Here is a 19,705-nt window from a genome sequence, read left to right as displayed (position 1 = left end):
AGGCTTGCAAGTGGCCGGCGCCCGACGGGACCGGTCGCCGTCCCGGCGCGGCCGCCGGTCTGTGCTCCCGTGGGCGCCCGTCGCCGCCCACGTCGTCCACATCGTCCACGTCGCTCACGTCCACCTCCGTACCGATGCCCGCGTACGGCTCAGCGGCCGAGCCCGCGTCCGCGTCCGCGTTCCACGGGGTCAACGCCCGGCGCCCCCGCTTTCGTTCCTCGGACCACCCACCTGCCCACCCGGCTGCCACGTCACCCGGCGCCCAGCGGCGGAGCGGGACGGCCTCCCGCGTCCAGGTACGCCTGCGGTGGGTTCAGCCGTTGGCCCGGCAGGCCCGCCTTCTCGTACTTCAACAGCTTCCTGGCCTTCTCCGGGTCCGTCTCCCCCTCGCCGTACGCCGGGCAGAGCGGTGCGATCGGGCATGCCCCGCAGGCCGGCTTGCGGGCGTGGCAGATCCGGCGGCCGTGCCAGATCACGTGGTGGGAGAGGTTCGTCCAGTCGCTCTTGGGGAAGAGCGCGCCGACGGCCGCCTCGATCTTGTCCGGGTCCGTCTCGTCGGTCCACCGCCAGCGGCGCACCAGGCGCTGGAAGTGGGTGTCCACGGTGATGCCCGGGCGCCCGAAGGCGTTGCCGAGCACGACGAAAGCGGTCTTGCGGCCGACACCGGGCAGTTTGACCAGGTCCTCCAGCCGGCCCGGCACCTCCCCGCCGAACTCCTCCGCCAGGGCCTTCGACAGCCCTATGACCGACTTCGTCTTGGCACGGAAGAAGCCCGTGGGGCGCAGGATCTCCTCCACCTCCTCGGGATTGGCCGCGGCCAGGTCCTCGGGGGTGGGGTACTTCGCGAACAGCGCCGGGGTCGTCTGGTTGACGCGCAGGTCGGTGGTCTGGGCCGACAGCACCGTGGCGACGACGAGTTGGAAGGGGTTCTCGAAGTCCAGCTCCGGGTGGGCGTACGGGTAGACCTCGGCGAGCTCGCGGTTGATCCGCCGGGCGCGGCGGACCAGGGCGGTACGGGACTCGCCCCGGGGAGCGCCGGCGACGGTTCTGGTCTGCGCGCCCTTCACCGCCACGGCCGCCTTCTTCGGCGCCACGGCCGGCTTCTTCACGGCCGACGCCTTCTTCACGGGCGGTGCCTTCGCGGCGGGTGCCTTTTTGGCCGTGGGTGCCCTCTTGGCGGGTGCCTTCTTGGCCGCGGGTGCCGTTTTCGCGGCGGGTGCCTTCTTCTTCGCGGAAGGCGTCTTCTTCGGCGCCGGTGCCTTCCGGGCGCCGGAATTCTTCACCGGCGCGTTGCTGGTCGCTTCGACCGGTTCTGTGGATTTCCTTCCGCCATCGGGGCCCTGTTCGCCCACAGCGGAATCACGACGTTCCTCCACCCGCGCAGCCCCCTCGGCCTGTGCTCTCACCGGCTGTTTGGACACCCGGCCAGCCTACGACCCGGCACCGACATCCGCCCCGGACACCGAAGATCGGCGCCCAATCGGACCCCTGCCGCGTACCCCGACAGCACGGTGCGGCATCCTTGTGACAGATCACACTGTTTGGACTGTCCGGCAAAATGGGCACCACGGTCCCCTGGTACAAGGGGGAACATGATCCCCTGAGCAGGTCGACAAGGAGAGAACTCGTGGACGACGTTCTGCGGCGGAACCCGCTCTTCGCGGCGCTCGATGACGAGCAGGCCGCGGAGCTTCGCGCCTCCATGAGTGAGGTGACCCTGGCGAGGGGTGACTCACTGTTCCACGAAGGCGACCCGGGCGACCGCCTCTACGTGGTCACCGAGGGCAAGGTCAAGCTCCACCGCACCTCGCCCGACGGCCGCGAGAACATGCTGGCCGTCGTCGGCCCCGGCGAGCTGATCGGCGAGCTGTCGCTGTTCGATCCGGGACCGCGCACCGCTACGGCGACGGCACTGACCGAGGTCAAGCTGCTCGGCCTCGGTCACAACGACCTGACGCCCTGGCTGAGCGCCCGCCCCGAGGTCGCCACGGCACTGCTGCGGGCCGTCGCCCGTCGCCTGCGCAAGACCAACGACGCCATGTCGGACCTGGTCTTCTCGGACGTCCCGGGCCGTGTGGCGCGCGCCCTGCTGGACCTCTCCCGCCGCTTCGGCGTGCAGTCCGAGGAGGGCATCCACGTCGTGCACGACCTGACGCAGGAGGAGCTGGCCCAGCTGGTCGGCGCCTCGCGCGAGACGGTCAACAAGGCACTGGCGGACTTCGCCCAGCGCGGCTGGCTCCGTCTGGAGGCCCGTGCGGTGATCCTCCTGGACGTCGAGCGCCTCGCCAAGCGCTCGCGCTGACGTCTTCCGGGCGCTCGGCGGCCCCTGCTGCCCCAGCAGCTGCGGCCGCTGAGGCCGATGAGGCTCCGTCCGACGGGGCCAAGCCCGTCACCGTCGCGTCAGCGGCCACCGGCCACCGGCCACCGGCCACCGTCACGTCACCCGTCCGGCCTACAGGCCCGCCTCGGTTTCCCACGCGCCGCCCGACCACCGCGGTCGGGCGGCGCGTGTGCCGTTGTGCGCCCACCGCTCAGCTCCCCGGGGCCGCGACCTGCCGGTCCGTCCCGGTGGGGATCGGGTCCGGCCCTCAGATCAGACCGTGCTCCTGGAGGTACTCCAGCTGCGCCCGTACGGAGAGCTCCGCCGCGGGCCACAGCGAGCGGTCCACGTCGGCGTACACGTGGGCGACGACCTCGGACGGGGTGCGGTGGCCGTTCTCGACGGCCGTCTCCACCTGGGCGAGGCGGTTGGCGCGGTGCGCCAGGTAGAACTCCACGGCCCCCTGGGCGTCCTCCAGGACGGGGCCGTGCCCCGGCAGGACCGTGTGGACGCCGTCGTCCACGGTCAGTGAGCGCAGCCGGCGCAGCGAGTCCAGGTAGTCGCCGAGACGGCCGTCCGGATGGGCCACAACGGTCGTACCGCGGCCCAGGACGGTGTCGCCGGTCAGGACCGCGCGGTCGGCGGGCAGGTGGAAGCAGAGGGAGTCAGAGGTGTGCCCGGGCGTGGGGACGACGCGCAGTTCCAGGCCCCCCACCGTCACGACGTCCCCGGCGGCCAGGCCCTCGTCGCCCAGCCGCAGCGCCGGATCCAGCGCCCGCACGTCGGTGCCGGTCAGCTCGGCGAAGCGGGCGGCGCCCTCGGCGTGGTCGGGGTGGCCGTGCGTCAGCAGGGTGAGCGCGACGCGCTTGCCGGCCCGCTCGGCCGTACCGACGACGTGCCGCAGGTGGCCGTCGTCCAGCGGACCGGGGTCGACCACGACCGCCAGGTCGGAGTCGGGTTCGGACAGGATCCAGGTGTTGGTGCCGTCCAGCGTCATGGCCGAGGCGTTGGGGGCGAGCACGTTGACCGCGCGTGCGGTCGCCGGTCCGGAGAGGACTCCGCCGCGCGGCTGTCCGGGAAGGGCTGCGGCGTCCGTCATACGGCGGCTCCACCGTTCGGAACGTTCGAATCGTCAGGGACGTCCGGGACGACGGGACTGACCGCAGCGCTCGGAGTGCTGGGAGCGCTCGGAGTGCTGGGAGTGCTCGCAGCGCTGGGAGCGCTCGGAGTGTTCGGGATGTGCTGGGTGAACTCGTCGTGCCCGGGCCAGGAGAGCACGATCCGCCCCTCCTCCAGGCGCGCGGTGGCCAGCACCGGCGTGAGATCCCGTTCGGGCGCCCCCGCGAGCGCCTGCGCGACCGTGTCGTACTCCATGAGCTGGCGCAGGGTGGCGATGGTGGGGGGCATCATCAGCAGCTCGCCCCGGTCGTAACCGGCCGCCGCCTCCCGCGGGGTGATCCACACCGTGCGGTCGGCCTCCGTCGAGGCGTTGCGGGTCCGCTGGCCCTCGGGCAGCGCGGCCACGAAGAACCAGGTGTCGTAGCGGCGCGACTCGAACTCGGGGGTGATCCAGCGCGTCCAGGCGCCGAGCAGGTCCGAGCGGAGCACCAGCCCGCGGCGGTCCAGGAACTCCGCGAAGGACGTCTCCCTCGCGACCAGCGCCGCCCGGTCCGCCTCCCAGTCGTCGCCCGTGGTGTCCCCCACCACCGAGTCCGGAGTGGGACCGGCCAGCAGCACGCCGGCCTCCTCGTACGTCTCCCGCACGGCCGCGCACACGATCGCCTGGGCCACCGTCTCGTCGACGCCGAGCCGCTCCGCCCACCAGGTGCGCGACGGTCCGGCCCAGCTGACGTGACGGTCGTCGTCCCGCGGGTCGACCCCGCCGCCGGGGTAGGCGTAGGCGCCGCCCGCGAACGCCATGGAGGTGCGTCGGCGCAGCATGTGGACCACCGGGCCCGCGCCGGTGTCGGTGTCCTTGAGGAGCATGACGGTGGCCGCCCGCTTGGGCACGACCGGCGTGAGACTGCCGTCCGTGAGCGCACGGATCCGGTCCGGCCACTCAGGGGGGTACCACTGCCCGTCGGCCTGCACATTCGCCATGGGCGGAGGCTATCCCGTGGCGGGCGGATGTTCGAGTGCCTCTCGGGGCGGGGGTGCCTCGGGGGCCCGGCGCACCGGGGCGGCAGCGCGGCAGGAGCGCGGAACTCGGGTGCGAGGGGTTCGGGTGCGCGCAGCTCGGGTGCGAGGGGAGCGGGTACACGGGCAGGCGTCACATGGGCACGGACCAGGCGGGTCGGCAACGGGCAAGGACCAGCCCGGAAACGGGCAGCGCGCGGGCTGGGAGGGAGAAGCCCTCCCGGTGCGTTCCGGAGCGACGTGCCGGCCCGGGCACCGTGAGGGGACGGGCAGCCGTAGTACGGCGACGGGGGCGACGGCTCCGCCCTGCGGAGGCGGGCCGGGCCGGGCCGGTGACAACCGGGCCCGGTGGTCAGCCAGACACCACCGGAAGTAGCCCGGCTCGCGGACCGCCCGGCTCGCGGACCCGGCTCCGTGGGCCACCCAGCGCCATGGGCCACCCGGCTCCGTCATACGGGTCGCGCACCGGCGGCCACCACAGCCGCACCGAGGTGCGGGCGATGCGGCGGCCCTGGTGCCGCGGGCCGGCGCGGAGCCGGGCTTCCGGGGAGGGGTCTACGCCTCCGTCAGCTCCACCTGGACCTCGACCTCGACGGGCGCGTCCAGCGGCAGCACGGCGACGCCCACGGCGCTGCGGGCGTGCACGCCCTTGTCGCCGAGGACCTCGGCCAGCAGCTCGCTGGCACCGTTGATGACGCCGGGCTGGCCCGTGAAGTCCGGGGCGGAGGCGACGAAGCCCACCAGCTTCACCACCCGGGCGACGCGGTCCAGGTCACCGGCGACGGACTTCACGGCGGCGAGGGCGTTGAGCGCACAGGTGCGGGCCAGGCCCTTCGCCTCCTCCGGCGTCACCTCTCCGCCGACCTTGCCGGTGAGCGGGAGCTCACCGGCCACGATGGGGAGCTGGCCGGACGTGAAGACGTACCGTCCGGACACCACGGCAGGCTGGTACGCGGCGAGCGGAGGAACGACCTCCGGCAGGCTCAGGCCGAGCTCGGCCAGCTTGGCCTCGACCGCGCTCATGCCTGCTTCTCCCGCTTCAGATAGGCCACCAGCTGCTCGGGGTTGTTCGGCCCGGGCACGACCTGGACGAGCTCCCAGCCGTCCTCGCCCCAGGTGTCCAGAATCTGCTTCGTGGCATGGACGAGCAGCGGCACAGTCGCGTATTCCCACTTGGTCATGGCGCCGACTCTAGCCCCTGCCGCGTGCGCCCTCGCAGCGACGGGAGGGCGCACGCGGCAGCCGGCCTCCGGACACCACGGCCCGGACGGTGCCGGTCCGTGGTGTCCGAAGGCCGGTCCCTACGCCGAGCCGCCCCCGGGCCGACCCTGAGCCGACGCCGAACGCCGGGCCGACCCCGAGCCGGCATCCCGCCGACGCCGGACACCGATCGCGCCCGGCGATCGAGCGGCTGCTCGACGGAAACGCCCGCTGGCCGCGGCACCGCGCCCGACAGGTGCCCAGGGAGAACGCCCGGGCGGGCGCCCGGGCGGGCACTCAGCGAGGGCACCCGGGAGAGGCGAGGGAGGACGCATGGTGTGGCAACTGCCACCCGGAGCCGCCGGGGCGCGCGCGGAGCAATTAGGCTCGAAGGCGTGAGCAGGCTCCAGGTCGTCAGTGGCAAGGGCGGTACCGGCAAGACCACGGTGGCCGCGGCCCTCGCGCTGGCCCTGGCCACGGAGGGGAAGCGAACGCTCCTCGTCGAGGTCGAGGGCCGCCAGGGCATCGCACAGCTCTTCGAAACGGAGGCGTTGCCGTACGAGGAGCGGAAGATCGCCGTCGCACCCGGGGGCGGGGAGGTGTACGCACTCGCCATCGACGCGGAACGGGCCCTCCTGGACTACCTCCAGATGTTCTACAAGATGGGCAGCGCCGGGAGAGCCCTGAAGAAGCTCGGCGCGATCGACTTCGCGACCACCATCGCGCCCGGCGTGCGGGACGTGCTGCTGACCGGCAAGGCCTGTGAGGCGGTGCGGCGCAAGGACCGTGCCGGACGGTTCGTCTATGACTACGTCGTGATGGACGCTCCGCCGACCGGTCGCATCACCCGCTTCCTCAACGTCAACGACGAGGTGGCCGGGCTCGCCAAGATCGGACCGATACACCATCAGGCGCAGGCCGTGATGCGGGTGCTGAAGTCCTCCGAGACGGCCGTGCACCTGGTGACGCTGCTCGAGGAGATGCCGGTCCAGGAGACCGCGGACGGCATCGCAGAACTGCGGGCGGCGCGGCTGCCCGTGGGGCGGGTCATCGTGAACATGGTCCGGCCGCGGGTGCTGGAGGAGGCGGACCTGGAACTCGTCGAGACGGTCCCGCGTTCTTCCCTCGCACGGTCGTTGTCGTCCGCCGGCCTCGGCGGTGCGCGGCGCGGGGGACACGCCGAGCGGCTGGTGGACCCCCTGCTCGCCCAGGCGGAGGAGTACGCCGAGCGGTTCGCGCTGGAGACGGAACAGCGCGCCGTCCTGGCCGACCTCGGCCTGCCGCTGCACGAACTGCCTCTTCTCGCGGAGGGGATGGACCTGGCGGGCCTGTACCAGCTGGCCCGGAACCTGCGCGGACAGGGCGTGTCATGAGGCGTGCCCTCGGGAACGCGTGCCCGGCCGACGCGGGGTGCCCGGGTGCGGGCCGGAAGCGTGCCCTCGGGTACGTGTGCCCGGCCGGCGCGGGACGCCCGGATGCAGGGGATCCGAGTGCAGGGCACCCGGTACCGGGGCACCCGCGTGCGGGCCTCAGCGGCAGGTCGAAGGCGAGGGGTGCCCGAGGGGCCCGGGGCGCTGCCGGGCTGGGGAGAGGAACGGCGCCGGGACCGCAGTCAGCCGTACGTACCGGGAAGCAGAGGATGTCATGAGCCGTAGTCCGGAGCCGCCGCCCGGTCGCGCGGACGCGCACGCGCCCGATGCGGCCCGCCGCCACCTGTCGCCCACACGCACCCTCGACATCGATCCCCTGCTCGAGGACCCGGGCACGCGGATCGTGGTCTGCTGCGGTTCGGGCGGTGTCGGCAAGACGACGACGGCTGCCGCACTCGGTCTGCGCGCGGCGGAGCGGGGGCGCAAGGTCGTGGTGCTCACCATCGACCCGGCCCGTCGGCTCGCGCAGTCCATGGGCATCGACTCGCTCGACAACACCCCGCGCCGGGTCAAGGGGATCGACGACTCGGCCGGCGGCGAACTGCACGCGATGATGCTCGACATGAAGCGCACCTTCGACGAGATCGTCGAGGCGCACGCGGATCCGGAGCGGGCCGCCGCGATCCTGGGCAACCCCTTCTACCAGTCGCTCTCCGCAGGCTTCGCCGGCACGCAGGAGTACATGGCGATGGAGAAGCTGGGACAGCTGCGGTCCCGCGACGAGTGGGACCTGATCATCGTCGACACCCCGCCCTCCCGCTCCGCGCTGGACTTCCTGGACGCGCCGAAGCGGCTCGGGTCCTTCCTGGACGGCCGGCTCATCCGGGTGCTGCTGGCCCCGGCGAAGGTCGGCGGCCGGGCGGGCATGAAGTTCCTCAACGTCGGCATGTCGATGATGACCGGCGTGCTGGGCAAGCTGCTCGGCGGTCAGCTGCTGAAGGACGTCCAGACGTTCATCGCGGCCATGGACTCCATGTTCGGCGGGTTCCGCACGCGGGCGGACGCCACGTACAAGCTGCTCCAGGCACCTGGCACGGCCTTCCTGGTGGTGGCCGCGCCGGAGCGGGACGCGCTGCGCGAAGCCGCGTACTTCGTCGAACGGCTCGCCGCGGAGGACATGCCGCTCGCCGGTCTGGTCCTCAACCGGGTGCACGGCAGCGGCGCCGACACGCTGTCCGCGGAGCGGGCGCTGGCCGCCGCGGAAAATCTTGTGGACTCCGGCATTGTGGATCAGGAGGACGGGAAAGCCTCTCTTCGTAACTCCCCCGACCCGTACGACAGTTCAGCACACCCAGACCAATCGGCCAGTCCAGGGGCTCCGGTTTCCTCTCCCGCTACCGGAGCCGCAGCAGTGGATGCCGACCGCGCCTCAGGCTCCCCCGCCGACGCGGACGACACCCCGAACCACGCCGCACAGGACGAGGCGTTCGCCGCCGACGGCGGAGACGTGCGGACGACCGAGGAGCAGACGTCTCAGGGGCAGGACCCTGAGGAGCTGACTCCTGAGGAGCGGATCACTGACGAGCAGGCCTCAGGCCAGCAGGTGGCAGGCGAGCAGACATCCGGCGAGCAATCAGTCGACCGGCTCGCCGCCGGACTGCTGAGGCTGCACGCCGAGCGCATGCAGCTGCTCTCGCGTGAGCAGCGGACGCGTGACCGCTTCACCGCGCTCCACCCGGAAGTGGCGGTGACGGAGGTGGCCGCGCTGCCCGGCGACGTGCACGATCTCGCGGGGCTGCGGGACATCGGTGACCGCCTGGCGGCCGACCGGCCGGAGCTGCCCGGGACCCCGGCCTGACGTGCCCACACCCGACGAGTGAACGACCGAGTGAACGACCGAGCAACCGAGCGACCCGGCAGACTGCGGCCGACGACAGGCGTTCCGCGTGCTCCCGGGAGCAGAGAACCTGAAGGCCGTCCTGGCAGCCCGCCGAGAACGGCGCAACGGCACCTGACGGCCCCGCCGCACGCGGGCGGTCCATTGAGTGACGTCGACGGCGGCGGGCACGCCTACGGCCGCCGGGTCGGCGAACCCCCGTGCTCCCAGGGACGACCACCCTCCACCTACACGCAGAAGCGCCACCTGGACCCGCCCACAGGACCGCCCCCGCCCCGCAGGACCGACGTGTCGTACCGGCCCGCACGACCGGTGAAGGACGACCGGCGAGCGCGCCCCGACGGTCACCGTGCTCAACGGGAACCGGGGCCGGGGACCGGGGCCTGGGACGCGGGACCTGGGACCTGAAACCGCACTCTGTGCCACTCCCGCGATCGGCCCCGTCCGGGACCGCGACCGGGACGTACCGGGACCGAGAACCCCCCGAGGGTCCTCGTCCGTCAGCCCACCGCCGCGTAGTTCTCGTACACCTCTTCCTCACCGAGCGCCACGACGCCTGCGCCGCGCTCGTACTCCGTGCGCGCGGTCTCCAGCAGGCGGCGCCAGGAGGTCACGGTCGGACGCCGGCGCAGCAGCGCGCGGCGCTCACGTTCCGTCATGCCTCCCCACACGCCGAACTCGACGCGGTTGTCCAGCGCGTCGGCGAGGCACTCCGTGCGCACCGGACATCCGGTGCACACAGCCTTGGCCCTGTTCTGCGCTGCTCCCTGAACGAACAGTTCATCCGGATCAGTAGTGCGGCAGGCGGCCTGCGCACTCCAGTCGGTAACCCAGCCCATACCGGCGCCGTCCTCTCCCGAATCGAGGCTCCCCCACGGCGGCAGCGGCATATTCACCGCCGCCAGTTGAGGACGTTACGGAAGGCGGGCACAGCGCAACACCCCCAGCGGGCCCAATCTTGAATGGTCCGAACGGACTATGGGTAAGCGGCAGATCACCCGGGGGAGTGAGCTGGCGACATGCGCGGCATTCCAGGCAAACCAGGGCGGTTGTGGGGCGCCACAACGGGCACCAAGTGACACACGAGGCGGATCCGGACACACGCTCAACACGCCTCGACAGAGAAAGTCGAGCAGATCCGGAACGATTCGGGGTCGCCGGACGTATTGATACATGGCCTCACTGCTGTGACAGTTGAGAGCAGCTTAGGCCAACGCCTGTCCGGTTGTCCGGCGAATCAGAACGTAGACGCCTGACGTCGTCCTGCCGTCGAGCCGTCTGGCGCCGAACCGCGCGCCGAACGACGAGCACAGAGCCACGGGCAGGGGCCAGGGGCAGGGGCCACGGACAGTGAGCCACGGGCAGGGAGCAATCCCCACACGTACTCCTCACCACCTCGCCACGGCCAGCACACAAACCCGGCACACAAATCCGGCACCCGTCCCGTATGCCGGTCCGTCCGCGGACCCCGCGCCAGGTCACACGGTCCCCGCCACCCCAGCCGGATGTCACGGTCCGGTACGCGAACGCTCCGACGGACCCCAGCTCCTGCGGAATGCTTATCACTACGGATTAGGCTGCACTCATGCCAAAGAAGCGCTCGGGCGGTGGCCTGTCACCCACACAGCAGGCCGCCAAGTTCGTCGGTGTCAGTGTCCTCGCGGGAGCGGTCCTGGCCGGACTCGCGCTGCCCGCCGTCGGCGCACTCGGCCTCGCCGCCAAGGGATCGGTCGAGAGCTTCGACGAGCTCCCGGCCAACCTGAAGACGCCACCGCTGAGCCAGCGCACCACGATCCTCGACGCCAAGGGCGGCCAGATCGCGACCGTCTTCGAGCGTGACCGCACGGTGGTCGACCTCAAGGACATCTCGCCGTACATGCAGAAGGCGATCATCGCGATCGAGGACTCACGCTTCTACGAGCACGGCGCGGTCGACCTGAAGGGCGTGCTGCGCGCGCTCAACCGCAACGCGCAGACCGGCGGTGTCGCCGAGGGTGCGTCCACGCTGACGCAGCAGTACGTGAAGAACGTGTTCGTCGAGGAGGCCGGCGACGACCCGACGAAGGTCGCGCAGGCCACCCAGCAGACCCTGGGCCGCAAGATCCGCGAGCTGAAGTTCGCGATCCAGGTCGAGGAGGAGCTGGGCAAGAAGAAGATCCTCGAGAACTACCTGAACATCACCTTCTTCGGCCAGCAGGCCTACGGCGTGGAGGCCGCCAGCCAGCGGTACTTCTCGAAGTCCGCCAAGGACCTGGAACTGCACGAGGCCGCGCTGCTGGCCGGCATCGTCCAGTCGCCGAGCCGCTACGACCCGGTCAACGACGAGGCGGAGGCCACGAAGCGGCGCAACGTCGTCCTGCAGCGGATGGCCGAGGTCGGCGACGTCTCCCAGGAGGAGGCCGACAAGGCCGCCGAGGCCCCGCTGGGGCTCAAGGTCAGCAAGCCGAACAACGGCTGCATCACCGCGACCAAGGGCGCCGGCTTCTTCTGCGACTACGTGCGCGAGGTGTTCCTCAACGACCCGGTCTTCGGCAAGACCAAGGAGGACCGGGCCAAGATCTGGAACCGCGGCGGCCTGACCATCCGCACGACGATGGACCCGCAGGCGCAGGAGTCCGTCCAGGCGTCGGTCAAGAACCACGTCAACCAGAAGGACGAGGTGGCGACCGCCGCCACGATCGTCGAACCCGGCACCGGCAAGATCCTCGCGATGGGCCAGTCCCGGCCGTACGGCATCGACGTCAAGAAGAACGAGACGACGATCAACCTGTCGGTGGACGCTGCCATGGGCGGCGGCGCGGGCTACCAGCCCGGTTCGACGTTCAAGCCGATCGTGGCCGCGGCCGCGATCGAAGGCGGGATGGCCCCCACGAAGTCGTACGCCTCGCCGTACCAGATGGACTACCCGACGCCGGTCGCGGCGTGCGACGGCCGGACGTGGAACGAGAAGGGCGTCCCGGTCGAGAACGAGAACGAGTCGGAGGTCGGCCCCTACAGCATGAAGGAGGCCACCGCCAAGTCGGTCAACACGTACTACATCGAGTTGATCAGCGAGATCGGCATCTGCCCGGTCACGGAGATGTCCAAGAAGATGGGCGTCGAGCGCGCCGACGGCGGAAAGATGCAGCAGGCACCGTCGATCGCCCTCGGCACCCAGGAGATGTCCCCCCTGACCATGGCGAACGGCTACGCCACCTTCGCCTCCCGCGGTATGCACTGCACGCCGATCGCCATCGAGGCGATCAGCCAGCGGGTCGGCGAGAAGAGCAAGTCGCTTCCCGTCCCGAAGTCGACCTGCTCGCGCGCGATGTCGGAGAAGACGGCCGACACCATCAACACGCTGCTGCGCGGCGTCGTCGAGGACGGTACGGGTACGCAGGCCGGCCTCGGCAGCCGTCCCAGCGCGGGCAAGACCGGTACCACGGACTTCCGCTATGCCGCCTGGTTCGTGGGATACACCCCGAACATGGCCGGCGCCGTCTGGGTCGGCGACCCGGCGCACAAGCGCAAGATGGTCAACATCTCCATCGGCGGCACCTGGCACAGCAAGGTCTTCGGCGGCCAGGTCCCCGGCCCGATCTGGCGCGACATGATGAATGGCGCCCTGGAGGGCAAGGAGGCCCCCGACTTCACCGTCGTGGACATCCCGGACGACCGCAAGGACGACCGCGACCGGGACCGCGACGAGGACGACGACCGCCGGGACCGCGACGACGGCAACAACGGTGACAACGGCGGCTTCCTCGGCGGCCTGATCGGCGGCGACAACGGGGGGAACGGCGGCCCCAGGGGCAACGGCGGCGAGCCGGACCCGACCTTCTCCATCCCGGAGGGCTTCATCCAGGGCCCGGGCCAGGGCCCGGGAGGCCGACGCTGACCCTGCCGTGACCGGACCACGGATCCGGTGCGGACCTGTGCGGCCCGTCGCGCTCGAGCGCGGCGGGCCGCGGTGCTGGGACTGCGGTGGTAGAGCCGGTGCCGGCCGGTTGCCGGCGGCCTCCCACCCGCGCGGGCCGGCTCACCCCGCCGAGCCGACGGGCACCGGGCGGGGGTGAGACGGATATGCCGGGTCACCGAGCGGGCACCTGGCGGGAGGGAGAGGGAGACGCCCGGTCAGCCGGCGAGCAGCTTCTTCACCGCGGCCGCGACCCGTCCGCCCTCGGCCTGCCCGGCCACCTTCGGGTTCACGATCTTCATGACCGCGCCCATGGCCCGCGGCCCCTCGACACCCGCCGCCCTGGCCTCCTCGACGGCCTGGGCGACGATCGCGTTCAGCTCGTCGTCGGACAGCTGCTTCGGCAGGTACTGGGCCAGCACCTCGCCCTCCGCCCGCTCCCGCTCGGCCTGCTCGGCGCGACCACCCTGCGCGAAGGCCTCGGCCGCCTCGCGGCGCTTCTTCGCCTCGCGGGTGATCACCTTCTGCACCTCGTCGTCGGAGAGCTCGCGCTTCTCCTTGCCCGCGACCTCTTCCTTGGTGATCGCGGCGAGCGTCAGCCGGAGCGTCGAGGAGCGCAGCTCGTCGCGCCCCCTGATCGCGGCGTTGAGGTCTTCCTGCAGCTTCGACTTGAGCGTGGTCATGACCTGATTCTCGCAGGTACCCATGGGCACCCGCTCCCCGATTTCGGCCCGCCGACCGGAGCCTTGGCCACCGGCCGCTCGACCGGACCGCGCCACCCGGCACGGAACGGTCCTCCTCCAGCGTTATGGAGCAGCGGAGTCGGCTGCGGGGCCCAGGAGTTGGCAGGGCGGGCCGGGACGACCGGGCGGACGGGCGGCATCCGGCGTCTGACACGATGGGAGGCATGCGCGCGCGATACGGAATCCCCCTGGGAATCACGGCGGCCGGTGCCGCCGGGCTGGTGTACGCGGCGGGCTTCGAGGCCCGCTCGTTCCGCCTGCGGCGGGTGACGATCCCCGTCCTGCCGTCCGGGATGCGCCCGCTGCGCGTGCTGCAGGTCTCCGACATCCACCTGGTCAGCGGCCAACGCAAGAAGCAGCGGTGGCTACGGTCCCTGGCGGGCCTGCGCCCCGACTTCGTGATCAACACCGGCGACAACCTCTCCGACACCGAGGGCGTACCGGAGGTCCTGGACGCCCTCGGGCCGCTGATGGAGTTCCCGGGCGCCTACGTCTTCGGCTCCAACGACTACTACGGCCCGAAGCTGCGCAACCCCGCCCGCTACCTCATCGAGAGGGTCCAGGGACGCCACGGCCTCAACGGCAACGCCCCCGCCGTCGGCGCCATCCACAACCCGTGGGAAGACATGCGGGACGGCTTCGACGCCGCGGGCTGGCTCAACCTCACCAACACCCGGGGCACGCTGAAGATCGAGGGCATGTCGATCGAGCTGACCGGCCTGGACGACCCCCACATCAAACGGGACCGCTACGAGGAGGTCGCGGGCGGCCCGTCGGCCGGCGTGGACTTCTCGATGGGGGTCGTCCACGCCCCCTACCTGCGCGTCCTTGACTCCTTCACCGCCGACGGCTACCCCCTGATCCTGGCCGGCCACACCCACGGCGGCCAGCTCTGCATCCCCTTCTACGGCGCCCTGGTCACCAACTGCGACCTGGACACCGACCGCGTCAAGGGCCTGTGCACCCACACCTCCGGCGGCCACACCTCCTACCTGCACGTCTCGGCGGGCTGCGGCACCAACCGCTACACACCGGTCCGCGTCGCCTGCCCGCCGGAAGCGACGCTGATGACGCTGGTCGCCCGCTGACGCTGGTGACGCCGGTCGCACGGTGACCCCTCATGACGCCGGTCGCACGGTGACCCACCACGACGCCTGTCGCTCGTTGAGGCTCACGCAGCTGGTCGCGCGGTGGCGCTGACGACGACGGTCGCGCGGTGGCGCTGATGATGCCGGTCGCACGGTGACGCTCCCGACGACGGTCGCCCGCTGAGGCCGGGCGGCGGCGATCACAGGCGCCCGCCCGGCCGGCGCCGACCGCGCTCGCCCGGTGACCAGTCCCGCTCCCGCACACCCTTAACCCGACCGGTCCACCCCATATCGCCCCGACCGGACGATATGTCCACGCTGGGTGCATGACCGCACCGATACCCCGGGAGATACCGGGCCTCCCCGCCGTCCCCGTCAAGAGGCCCGCGCTCCTCCCCTCCCCGGTCCCGGCACGTGCCGTCATGGCTCCGGTCCGCCGTCCGTGGGCAGCGGCGTACCGCCTCACCCTGGCACTGGCGGCCACCGCGTCGGTGACCGTGCTGGTGCTCCTCGGCAGCCCCGCCCTGGCGCTCAGCCACTTCGCCACCCAGAGTGCCGCCCTGCTGGCCCTGGTCAGCTTCGCCTCCGCCCGCCGCTCCTGGACAGGCCGCCAGCCCCTCCCCGGCGCGGTGACCGGCGCGGCCCTGCTCTACGCGCTGATCACGGGGCTGGTACACCACCTGCTCCTGGCGGACACGAACCCGGCCTTCGCCTTCGCCCTTCCGGACAGCACCTCGGTTCCGGCCGTGATCGCCGCCCACACCCTGCACACCGCCCTGCCCGTGGCGGCACTCCTGGACTGGCTGATCCTCACCCCGCCGGCCCGCACCCACCTCCGCCAGACGGCCACCTGGATGCTCTACCCCCTGGCCTACCTCACCTTCTCCCTGGCCCGGGGCGAGCTCCTCCCCACCCACCCGGCCCGCTACCTCTACCCCTTCCTCGACGTCACCCAGCACGGCTACAAGGGCGTCCTCGGCAACGCCCTCCTCCTCGGCCTGGCCTTCTACGCCCTGGCCGTCCTCCTGGTCGCCGTGGACCACACCCGCCCGAACCCCGTCCGCCGCCGCCCCAAAACCGGATTTCGCCTCCGGGCACCAGTGGGCTAAAGTAAACGTCGTCGCCGCGACAGCAGCGACATCGGGGTGTGGCGCAGCTTGGCAGCGCGCTTCGTTCGGGACGAAGAGGTCGTGGGTTCAAATCCCGCCACCCCGACGCTGGTCAGAGGGCCTGGTGTGCAAGTGACACCAGGCCCTCTGCCATGATCGGGAGCCAAACAGGGGCCAAACGAAGTTGATCAGGCCACTGCGTCCCCCTCTGGCTTGCCGCTGTCTCCCCTTCCTGATCTCCGGCGAAGATGTCGTCCATCGCTTCGGCACCCATCGTGATCACGGGCCGAAGTGTCAACGCCCATCAGCGTTGAACTTGGCGATCTTCTCCGGCAGCTCCGCGAGTGAGTCGATGCGCATCGTCGTGATCGTGTCCGCGTCCGGGTCACGCTGCTGAATCGTCCCCCAGGGACCGCGCCGGATCAGGGCGGTCAGGAGCCCCGCCCGCACGGCCGGGCGGATGTCGTTGTCGAGCCGGTCGCCGACGTAGAGGATCTCGCCCGGCTCGGCGGGCGTCGCCTCGATGACGCTCTCAAAAAACTTCACATCCGGCTTCGACACCCCCAGTCATCGCTGGTGGCGATCATGTCGGAAGGGAGATCCAACCCCCGTAGCAAGCCGCCGGCCCGCACGGTCTGGTTCCCGGCGATGCCCACCCACAGCCCCGCCGCACGCAGGGCAGCCAGCGTGGGCCGCACGTCCGGGTACAGGTCATCCTCGCCAAACCACTCCGGTTGTCCGGCAGCCGCCCGCTTCTCTCGCTCCTCGGTCAGATCGAACCCGGGCCGGAACTCCTGAAACGTCTCGTGATAGTCGCGGCCCTGTGCGATGACCGCCCCGAACATGGCCGCGAAGGTGTGCCGTGGCACCCCCAGCCAGTCAGCCCACGCCCTTACTCCTGGGTCTCGTCAACAAGGCACTCACCCACGTCGAATACCACCGCACGCATCACGTTCCGTACGTTAGGCGGTCCGGCACGACGGGCGAAGCGGCCCTCTCGGACAACACAGACCTCGTACGCGGGGCGGAGGGATCACCCAGCGGCGGCCTACGGCAATGGGTGCCAGGCGGTCTGCGGCGGGGCAGGGCGCTCAACGGCCGTGTCTCGGGGGCGTTGCCGCCTGGTCGGTTGTCCTCACTGCCGTCCCTACCGCCGTCCGTGCCGCCGTCACGAAGGCTGCGATGGCCGGGTGGGCGCCGCCGCCGGCGCGGAAGGCGACCTTGGAGCGGCGGTAGAGGGGGAGTCGGGTCAGGACGACGCCCTCGGGGGGCTGTGCGGTGGCCATCTCGGGGACGAATCCGGCACCTTGCCCGTGGGCGGCCAGGGCCAGGACGGTGCGGAAGTCGTTGACCTGGTGACGGATGCGCGGCTGGAAGCCGGCCGCTTGGCAGGCCCGTACGGCCATGGCGTGGCCGGTCGTGCCGTCCCGGGCCGTGATCCAGGGGGCCGTGGCCCAGGGGCCGAGCAGGTCCGCGAGTGTGTGGCCGCGGGCGTCGACGTGTTGTGCGGCGATGTCCTGTGTGGCGCCGCCTCGAAGGGGCGCGGGCGCGGGACCAACACCTTCGACCCCGCCCTGGTCGTCCGGAGGCGCGGGCGTGGGGGCGGGAGGCGGAGTGTCGGCGGGGGAAGCTCCTGTGGAGGTTCCGGTCTGGGTGCCGATTCCCGGAGTCATGCCGGTTCCCGGGGTGGTACCGGCTCCGAGAGTGATGCCGGTTCCCGCGGTGGTACCGGCTCCCGGAGTGATGCCGGCTCCCAAGGTGCTGCCGGTGGCGGTGGTGGTGCCCGTGGCCAGGTACATGGGTTCTTCGAGCAGGGGGACCTGGTCGACTGCCGTGTCGGGGGGCGCCGGGACAAAGTCGTAGTCGTGGACGAGGGCCACGTCGAGTTCGCCGGCGCGCAGGCCGTCGGAGACGCGGGCCGAGTCGATCTCCTGAACCATCGGTTCCAGGGCGGGGTGCTGCCGGGCCAGTTCGGCCAGCGTGGCGGGGACGATCGCCGGGCCGCCCGAGGGGAAGGTGCCGATGCGCAGTGGGCCGCCGATGCCCTCGCGTGCGCCGGCGAGTTCGGCGACCGCCAGTTCGAGGCGTTCGAGGACGGCGTCGGCGTGGGTGACGAGGGTGCGTCCCGCGGGGGTGAGCGTGACCCGTCGTCCGCTGCGTTCGAGCAGGGGGACGCCCGCCTCCCGTTCCAGCACGCCGAGCTGCTGGGAGACGGCCGAGGCGGTGAAGGTCAGGGCCTCGGCGACGGCGGCGATGGTGCCCCGCCGGTGCAGTTCACGCAGCAGGCGGAGACGTCGGAGATCGAGCATAAGCTCAGCTTACGGAAGGGGGAAGAAACGTGAACTGGATCTACCGGGTGGGCTCGGTCAAGGTGGAGGCATGAAGCCCGATGTGAGCCTCAGCGGTCTGTTCGTCCCCCTGGTCACTCCGTTCACCGACGACTTGCGTCTCGCTCCGGACGCCCTGGCCCGCCTCGCCGACGAGGCGCTGACGGCCGGCGGGGCTCGCGGCCTCGTCGCCCTGGGCACCACGGCGGAGGCGGCGACGCTGACCGCCGAGGAGCGGCAGACCGTGGTCCGCATCTGCGCGGCGGCCTGCCGGGCGCACCGGGCTCCGCTGATCGTCGGGGTCGGAACGAACGACACCGCTTCCGCGCTGGCCACGGTGCGGGAGCTGGCCGGGCGGGGCGACGTCACCGCGGCGCTGGTGCCCGCGCCGCCCTACACCCGGCCCGGCGAGGCGGGGACTTTGGCGCACTTCACGGCGCTCGCCGAGCACGGAGGGCTGCCGCTGGTGGTCTACGACATCCCGTACCGGACGGGTCAGCCGATCGGTACCGGCCTGATGAACGCCCTCAGGCGCCTGCCGCAGGTCGTCGGGGTCAAGTACGCGACCGGTGCGATCGACGCGGCGGCGATGGAACTGCTCGGCTCGCCGACCCCCGGCTTCGCGGTGCTCGGCGGTGACGACGCCGTCATCTCCCCGTTGCTCGCGGCCGGTGCCGACGGCGGCATCCTGGCGTCGGCCAACGTCCGCACCGCCGACTACGCCGAGCTGATCGCACTGTGGCGGCGCGACGCCGCCGGGCCGGCGCGCCGGCTGGGGGCCGAGCTGGCCCGGATGTCCGCCGCGCTCTTCGCCGAGCCGAACCCCACCGTGATCAAGGGGGTACTGCACGCCCAGGGCCGCATTCCCAGCCCCGCCGTCCGGCTGCCCCTGCTGGCAGCCTCCGCCGAGTCGGTCCGGCGAGCAGTGGACCTGGCCGCCGTCCGCATGCAGGGCACCGCTCACGGCGCCGCGGCAGCCTGAACCGCGAGACCCCCGTGCCGACCCGGGGAACGAGTCCTCTCCTCGCCCGCGGCGCCCCGCGTACTCTGCGCCGCAGGTCCGCCGGAATCTACGCGGGCGGGGCTTCCCGGTTGACGTCGACGTCGTCGAAAAGGGCGAGCATCCGGGCGAGGACGCGCAGGCAGGCGTCGACGTCCTCGGCGGTGAGGTCGCCGCCCACCCCGCGGAGCGCGGCGTGTTCCCGGGCGTGCACCGCCTCGATGGCGGCCGTGCCGGTCGCGGTGAGCCGGATCAGCCGGGACCTGCGGTGGGCGGGGTTGGGCGCCGTGTCCACGAGGCCCTGTACCGCCGCGTCGTTGACCATGCGCTGCACGAACTGCCGGCTCAGGTCCTGGGCGCGCCCCAGCTGGGGCACCGTCATCGGGCCGTGCTTGTACAGCAGGTCGAGCACCGCCCGCACCCCCACCGACAGCCCCTCCAGCGGTGCGGTCAGTTCCACCTTGCGGTGCACCCGCCGGTACAGCGGGCCCACCAGGTCGAACACCTCGGTCAGCCGCCCGGCCAGCTGGTCCGGCGGCAAGGGGGCGGAAGGCGGTACGGGGGCCGGCCCGGTGCCGGACGGGGAGGGACTGTCGGGTGTCGTCACCATCCCAGGATGA

General features: G+C 71.8%; 16 protein-coding genes, 1 tRNA gene and 1 pseudogene. 8 read left to right on the top strand and 10 right to left on the bottom strand.

Annotated features, from left to right (window positions below; genetic code table 11):
• Window positions 1–251: 251 nt before the first annotated feature.
• Window positions 252–1,283, bottom strand: coding sequence for an endonuclease III (gene nth / locus AB0F01_RS22260; protein ID WP_362098415.1), 1,032 nt, complete (start codon window positions 1,281–1,283; stop codon window positions 252–254).
• A 344-nt stretch (window positions 1,284–1,627) separates the two neighbouring features.
• On the opposite strand from nth, the gene AB0F01_RS22255 reads away from it, so the two are divergent.
• Window positions 1,628–2,302, top strand: coding sequence for a Crp/Fnr family transcriptional regulator (locus tag AB0F01_RS22255; RefSeq protein WP_164334673.1), 675 nt, complete (start codon window positions 1,628–1,630; stop codon window positions 2,300–2,302).
• Window positions 2,303–2,588: 286 nt separating this feature from the next.
• Here AB0F01_RS22255 and AB0F01_RS22250 read toward each other — a convergent pair whose 3' ends face one another.
• The 4 genes from AB0F01_RS22250 to AB0F01_RS22235 form a co-directional block, all read right to left on the bottom strand.
• Window positions 2,589–3,419 (bottom strand): MBL fold metallo-hydrolase, encoded by an 831-nt coding sequence (locus AB0F01_RS22250; RefSeq protein ID WP_362098412.1) that lies wholly within the window; start codon window positions 3,417–3,419, stop codon window positions 2,589–2,591.
• Window positions 3,416–4,420, bottom strand: a complete 1,005-nt coding sequence (locus tag AB0F01_RS22245) for an NUDIX hydrolase (protein WP_362098410.1) — start codon at window positions 4,418–4,420, stop codon at window positions 3,416–3,418. Before AB0F01_RS22245 ends, AB0F01_RS22250 begins: the two co-directional genes overlap by 4 nt.
• Before the next feature lie 591 nt (window positions 4,421–5,011).
• Window positions 5,012–5,479, bottom strand: a complete 468-nt coding sequence (locus AB0F01_RS22240; RefSeq protein ID WP_362098407.1) for a RidA family protein — start codon at window positions 5,477–5,479, stop codon at window positions 5,012–5,014.
• On the bottom strand, window positions 5,476–5,637 hold the full coding sequence (locus tag AB0F01_RS22235) for a DUF4177 domain-containing protein (protein ID WP_003975360.1): 162 nt from the start codon (window positions 5,635–5,637) through the stop codon (window positions 5,476–5,478). The genes AB0F01_RS22240 and AB0F01_RS22235 overlap by 4 nt, the downstream gene beginning before the upstream one ends.
• A 414-nt stretch (window positions 5,638–6,051) precedes the next feature.
• Here AB0F01_RS22235 and AB0F01_RS22230 point away from each other — a divergent pair, with 414 nt between their 5' ends.
• The gene (locus AB0F01_RS22230; RefSeq protein WP_362098405.1) at window positions 6,052–7,029 is read left to right on the top strand and encodes an ArsA-related P-loop ATPase; all 978 of its coding nucleotides are present in this window, start codon (window positions 6,052–6,054) and stop codon (window positions 7,027–7,029) included.
• Window positions 7,030–7,300: 271 nt separating this feature from the next.
• A complete protein-coding gene (locus AB0F01_RS22225) occupies window positions 7,301–8,884 on the top strand; it encodes an ArsA family ATPase (protein ID WP_362098403.1) in 1,584 nt (527 codons plus the stop codon).
• 539 nt (window positions 8,885–9,423) lie between these two features.
• Here the strand turns inward: AB0F01_RS22225 and wblA are convergent.
• Window positions 9,424–9,762, bottom strand: a complete 339-nt coding sequence (gene wblA / locus AB0F01_RS22220; RefSeq protein ID WP_362098401.1) for a transcriptional regulator WblA — start codon at window positions 9,760–9,762, stop codon at window positions 9,424–9,426.
• 746 nt (window positions 9,763–10,508) lie between these two features.
• On the opposite strand from wblA, the gene AB0F01_RS22215 reads away from it, so the two are divergent.
• Window positions 10,509–12,800, top strand: coding sequence for a transglycosylase domain-containing protein (locus AB0F01_RS22215; RefSeq protein ID WP_362098398.1), 2,292 nt, complete (start codon window positions 10,509–10,511; stop codon window positions 12,798–12,800).
• A gap of 236 nt (window positions 12,801–13,036) precedes the next feature.
• Here the strand turns inward: AB0F01_RS22215 and AB0F01_RS22210 are convergent, their stop codons facing one another.
• Window positions 13,037–13,501, bottom strand: a complete 465-nt coding sequence (locus AB0F01_RS22210; protein WP_362098396.1) for a GatB/YqeY domain-containing protein — start codon at window positions 13,499–13,501, stop codon at window positions 13,037–13,039.
• A 224-nt stretch (window positions 13,502–13,725) separates the two neighbouring features.
• On the opposite strand from AB0F01_RS22210, the gene AB0F01_RS22205 reads away from it, so the two are divergent.
• The 3 genes from AB0F01_RS22205 (at window position 13,726) to AB0F01_RS22195 (ending at window position 15,864) form a co-directional block, all read left to right on the top strand.
• The gene (locus AB0F01_RS22205; protein ID WP_362098393.1) at window positions 13,726–14,649 is read left to right on the top strand and encodes a metallophosphoesterase; all 924 of its coding nucleotides are present in this window, start codon (window positions 13,726–13,728) and stop codon (window positions 14,647–14,649) included.
• A 326-nt stretch (window positions 14,650–14,975) separates the two neighbouring features.
• Window positions 14,976–15,758 carry a Pr6Pr family membrane protein gene (locus AB0F01_RS22200; protein WP_362098390.1) on the top strand — a complete coding sequence of 261 codons (783 nt, stop codon included), beginning with the start codon at window positions 14,976–14,978 and terminating at the stop codon, window positions 15,756–15,758.
• A 32-nt stretch (window positions 15,759–15,790) separates the two neighbouring features.
• Window positions 15,791–15,864 (top strand) — tRNA-Pro (locus tag AB0F01_RS22195).
• A 188-nt stretch (window positions 15,865–16,052) separates the two neighbouring features.
• Here AB0F01_RS22195 and AB0F01_RS22190 read toward each other — a convergent pair.
• Both AB0F01_RS22190 and AB0F01_RS22185 read right to left on the bottom strand, forming a co-directional pair.
• A pseudogene (locus tag AB0F01_RS22190) lies at window positions 16,053–16,710 on the bottom strand (HAD family hydrolase).
• Window positions 16,711–16,849: 139 nt separating this feature from the next.
• Window positions 16,850–18,067: a LysR family transcriptional regulator gene (locus tag AB0F01_RS22185; protein WP_362098387.1), complete on the bottom strand. Its 1,218-nt coding sequence runs from the start codon at window positions 18,065–18,067 to the stop codon at window positions 16,850–16,852.
• 70 nt (window positions 18,068–18,137) lie between these two features.
• Between AB0F01_RS22185 and AB0F01_RS22180 the strand changes: the two genes are divergently transcribed.
• Complete coding sequence (locus tag AB0F01_RS22180; RefSeq protein WP_362098384.1) at window positions 18,138–19,067, top strand: dihydrodipicolinate synthase family protein; 930 nt, start codon at window positions 18,138–18,140, stop codon at window positions 19,065–19,067.
• Between the two features lie 88 nt (window positions 19,068–19,155).
• On the opposite strand, the gene AB0F01_RS22175 is transcribed toward AB0F01_RS22180, so the two are convergent.
• A complete protein-coding gene (locus AB0F01_RS22175; protein WP_362098382.1) occupies window positions 19,156–19,695 on the bottom strand; it encodes a MarR family winged helix-turn-helix transcriptional regulator in 540 nt (179 codons plus the stop codon).
• Window positions 19,696–19,705: the final 10 nt, after the last annotated feature.

This window comes from Streptomyces sp. NPDC029526 (genome assembly GCF_040637405.1).
Lineage (GTDB): Bacteria > Actinomycetota > Actinomycetes > Streptomycetales > Streptomycetaceae > Streptomyces.
Note: the sequence above shows the minus strand (reverse complement) of the source record. Positions and strands in the feature narration are given on the sequence as shown.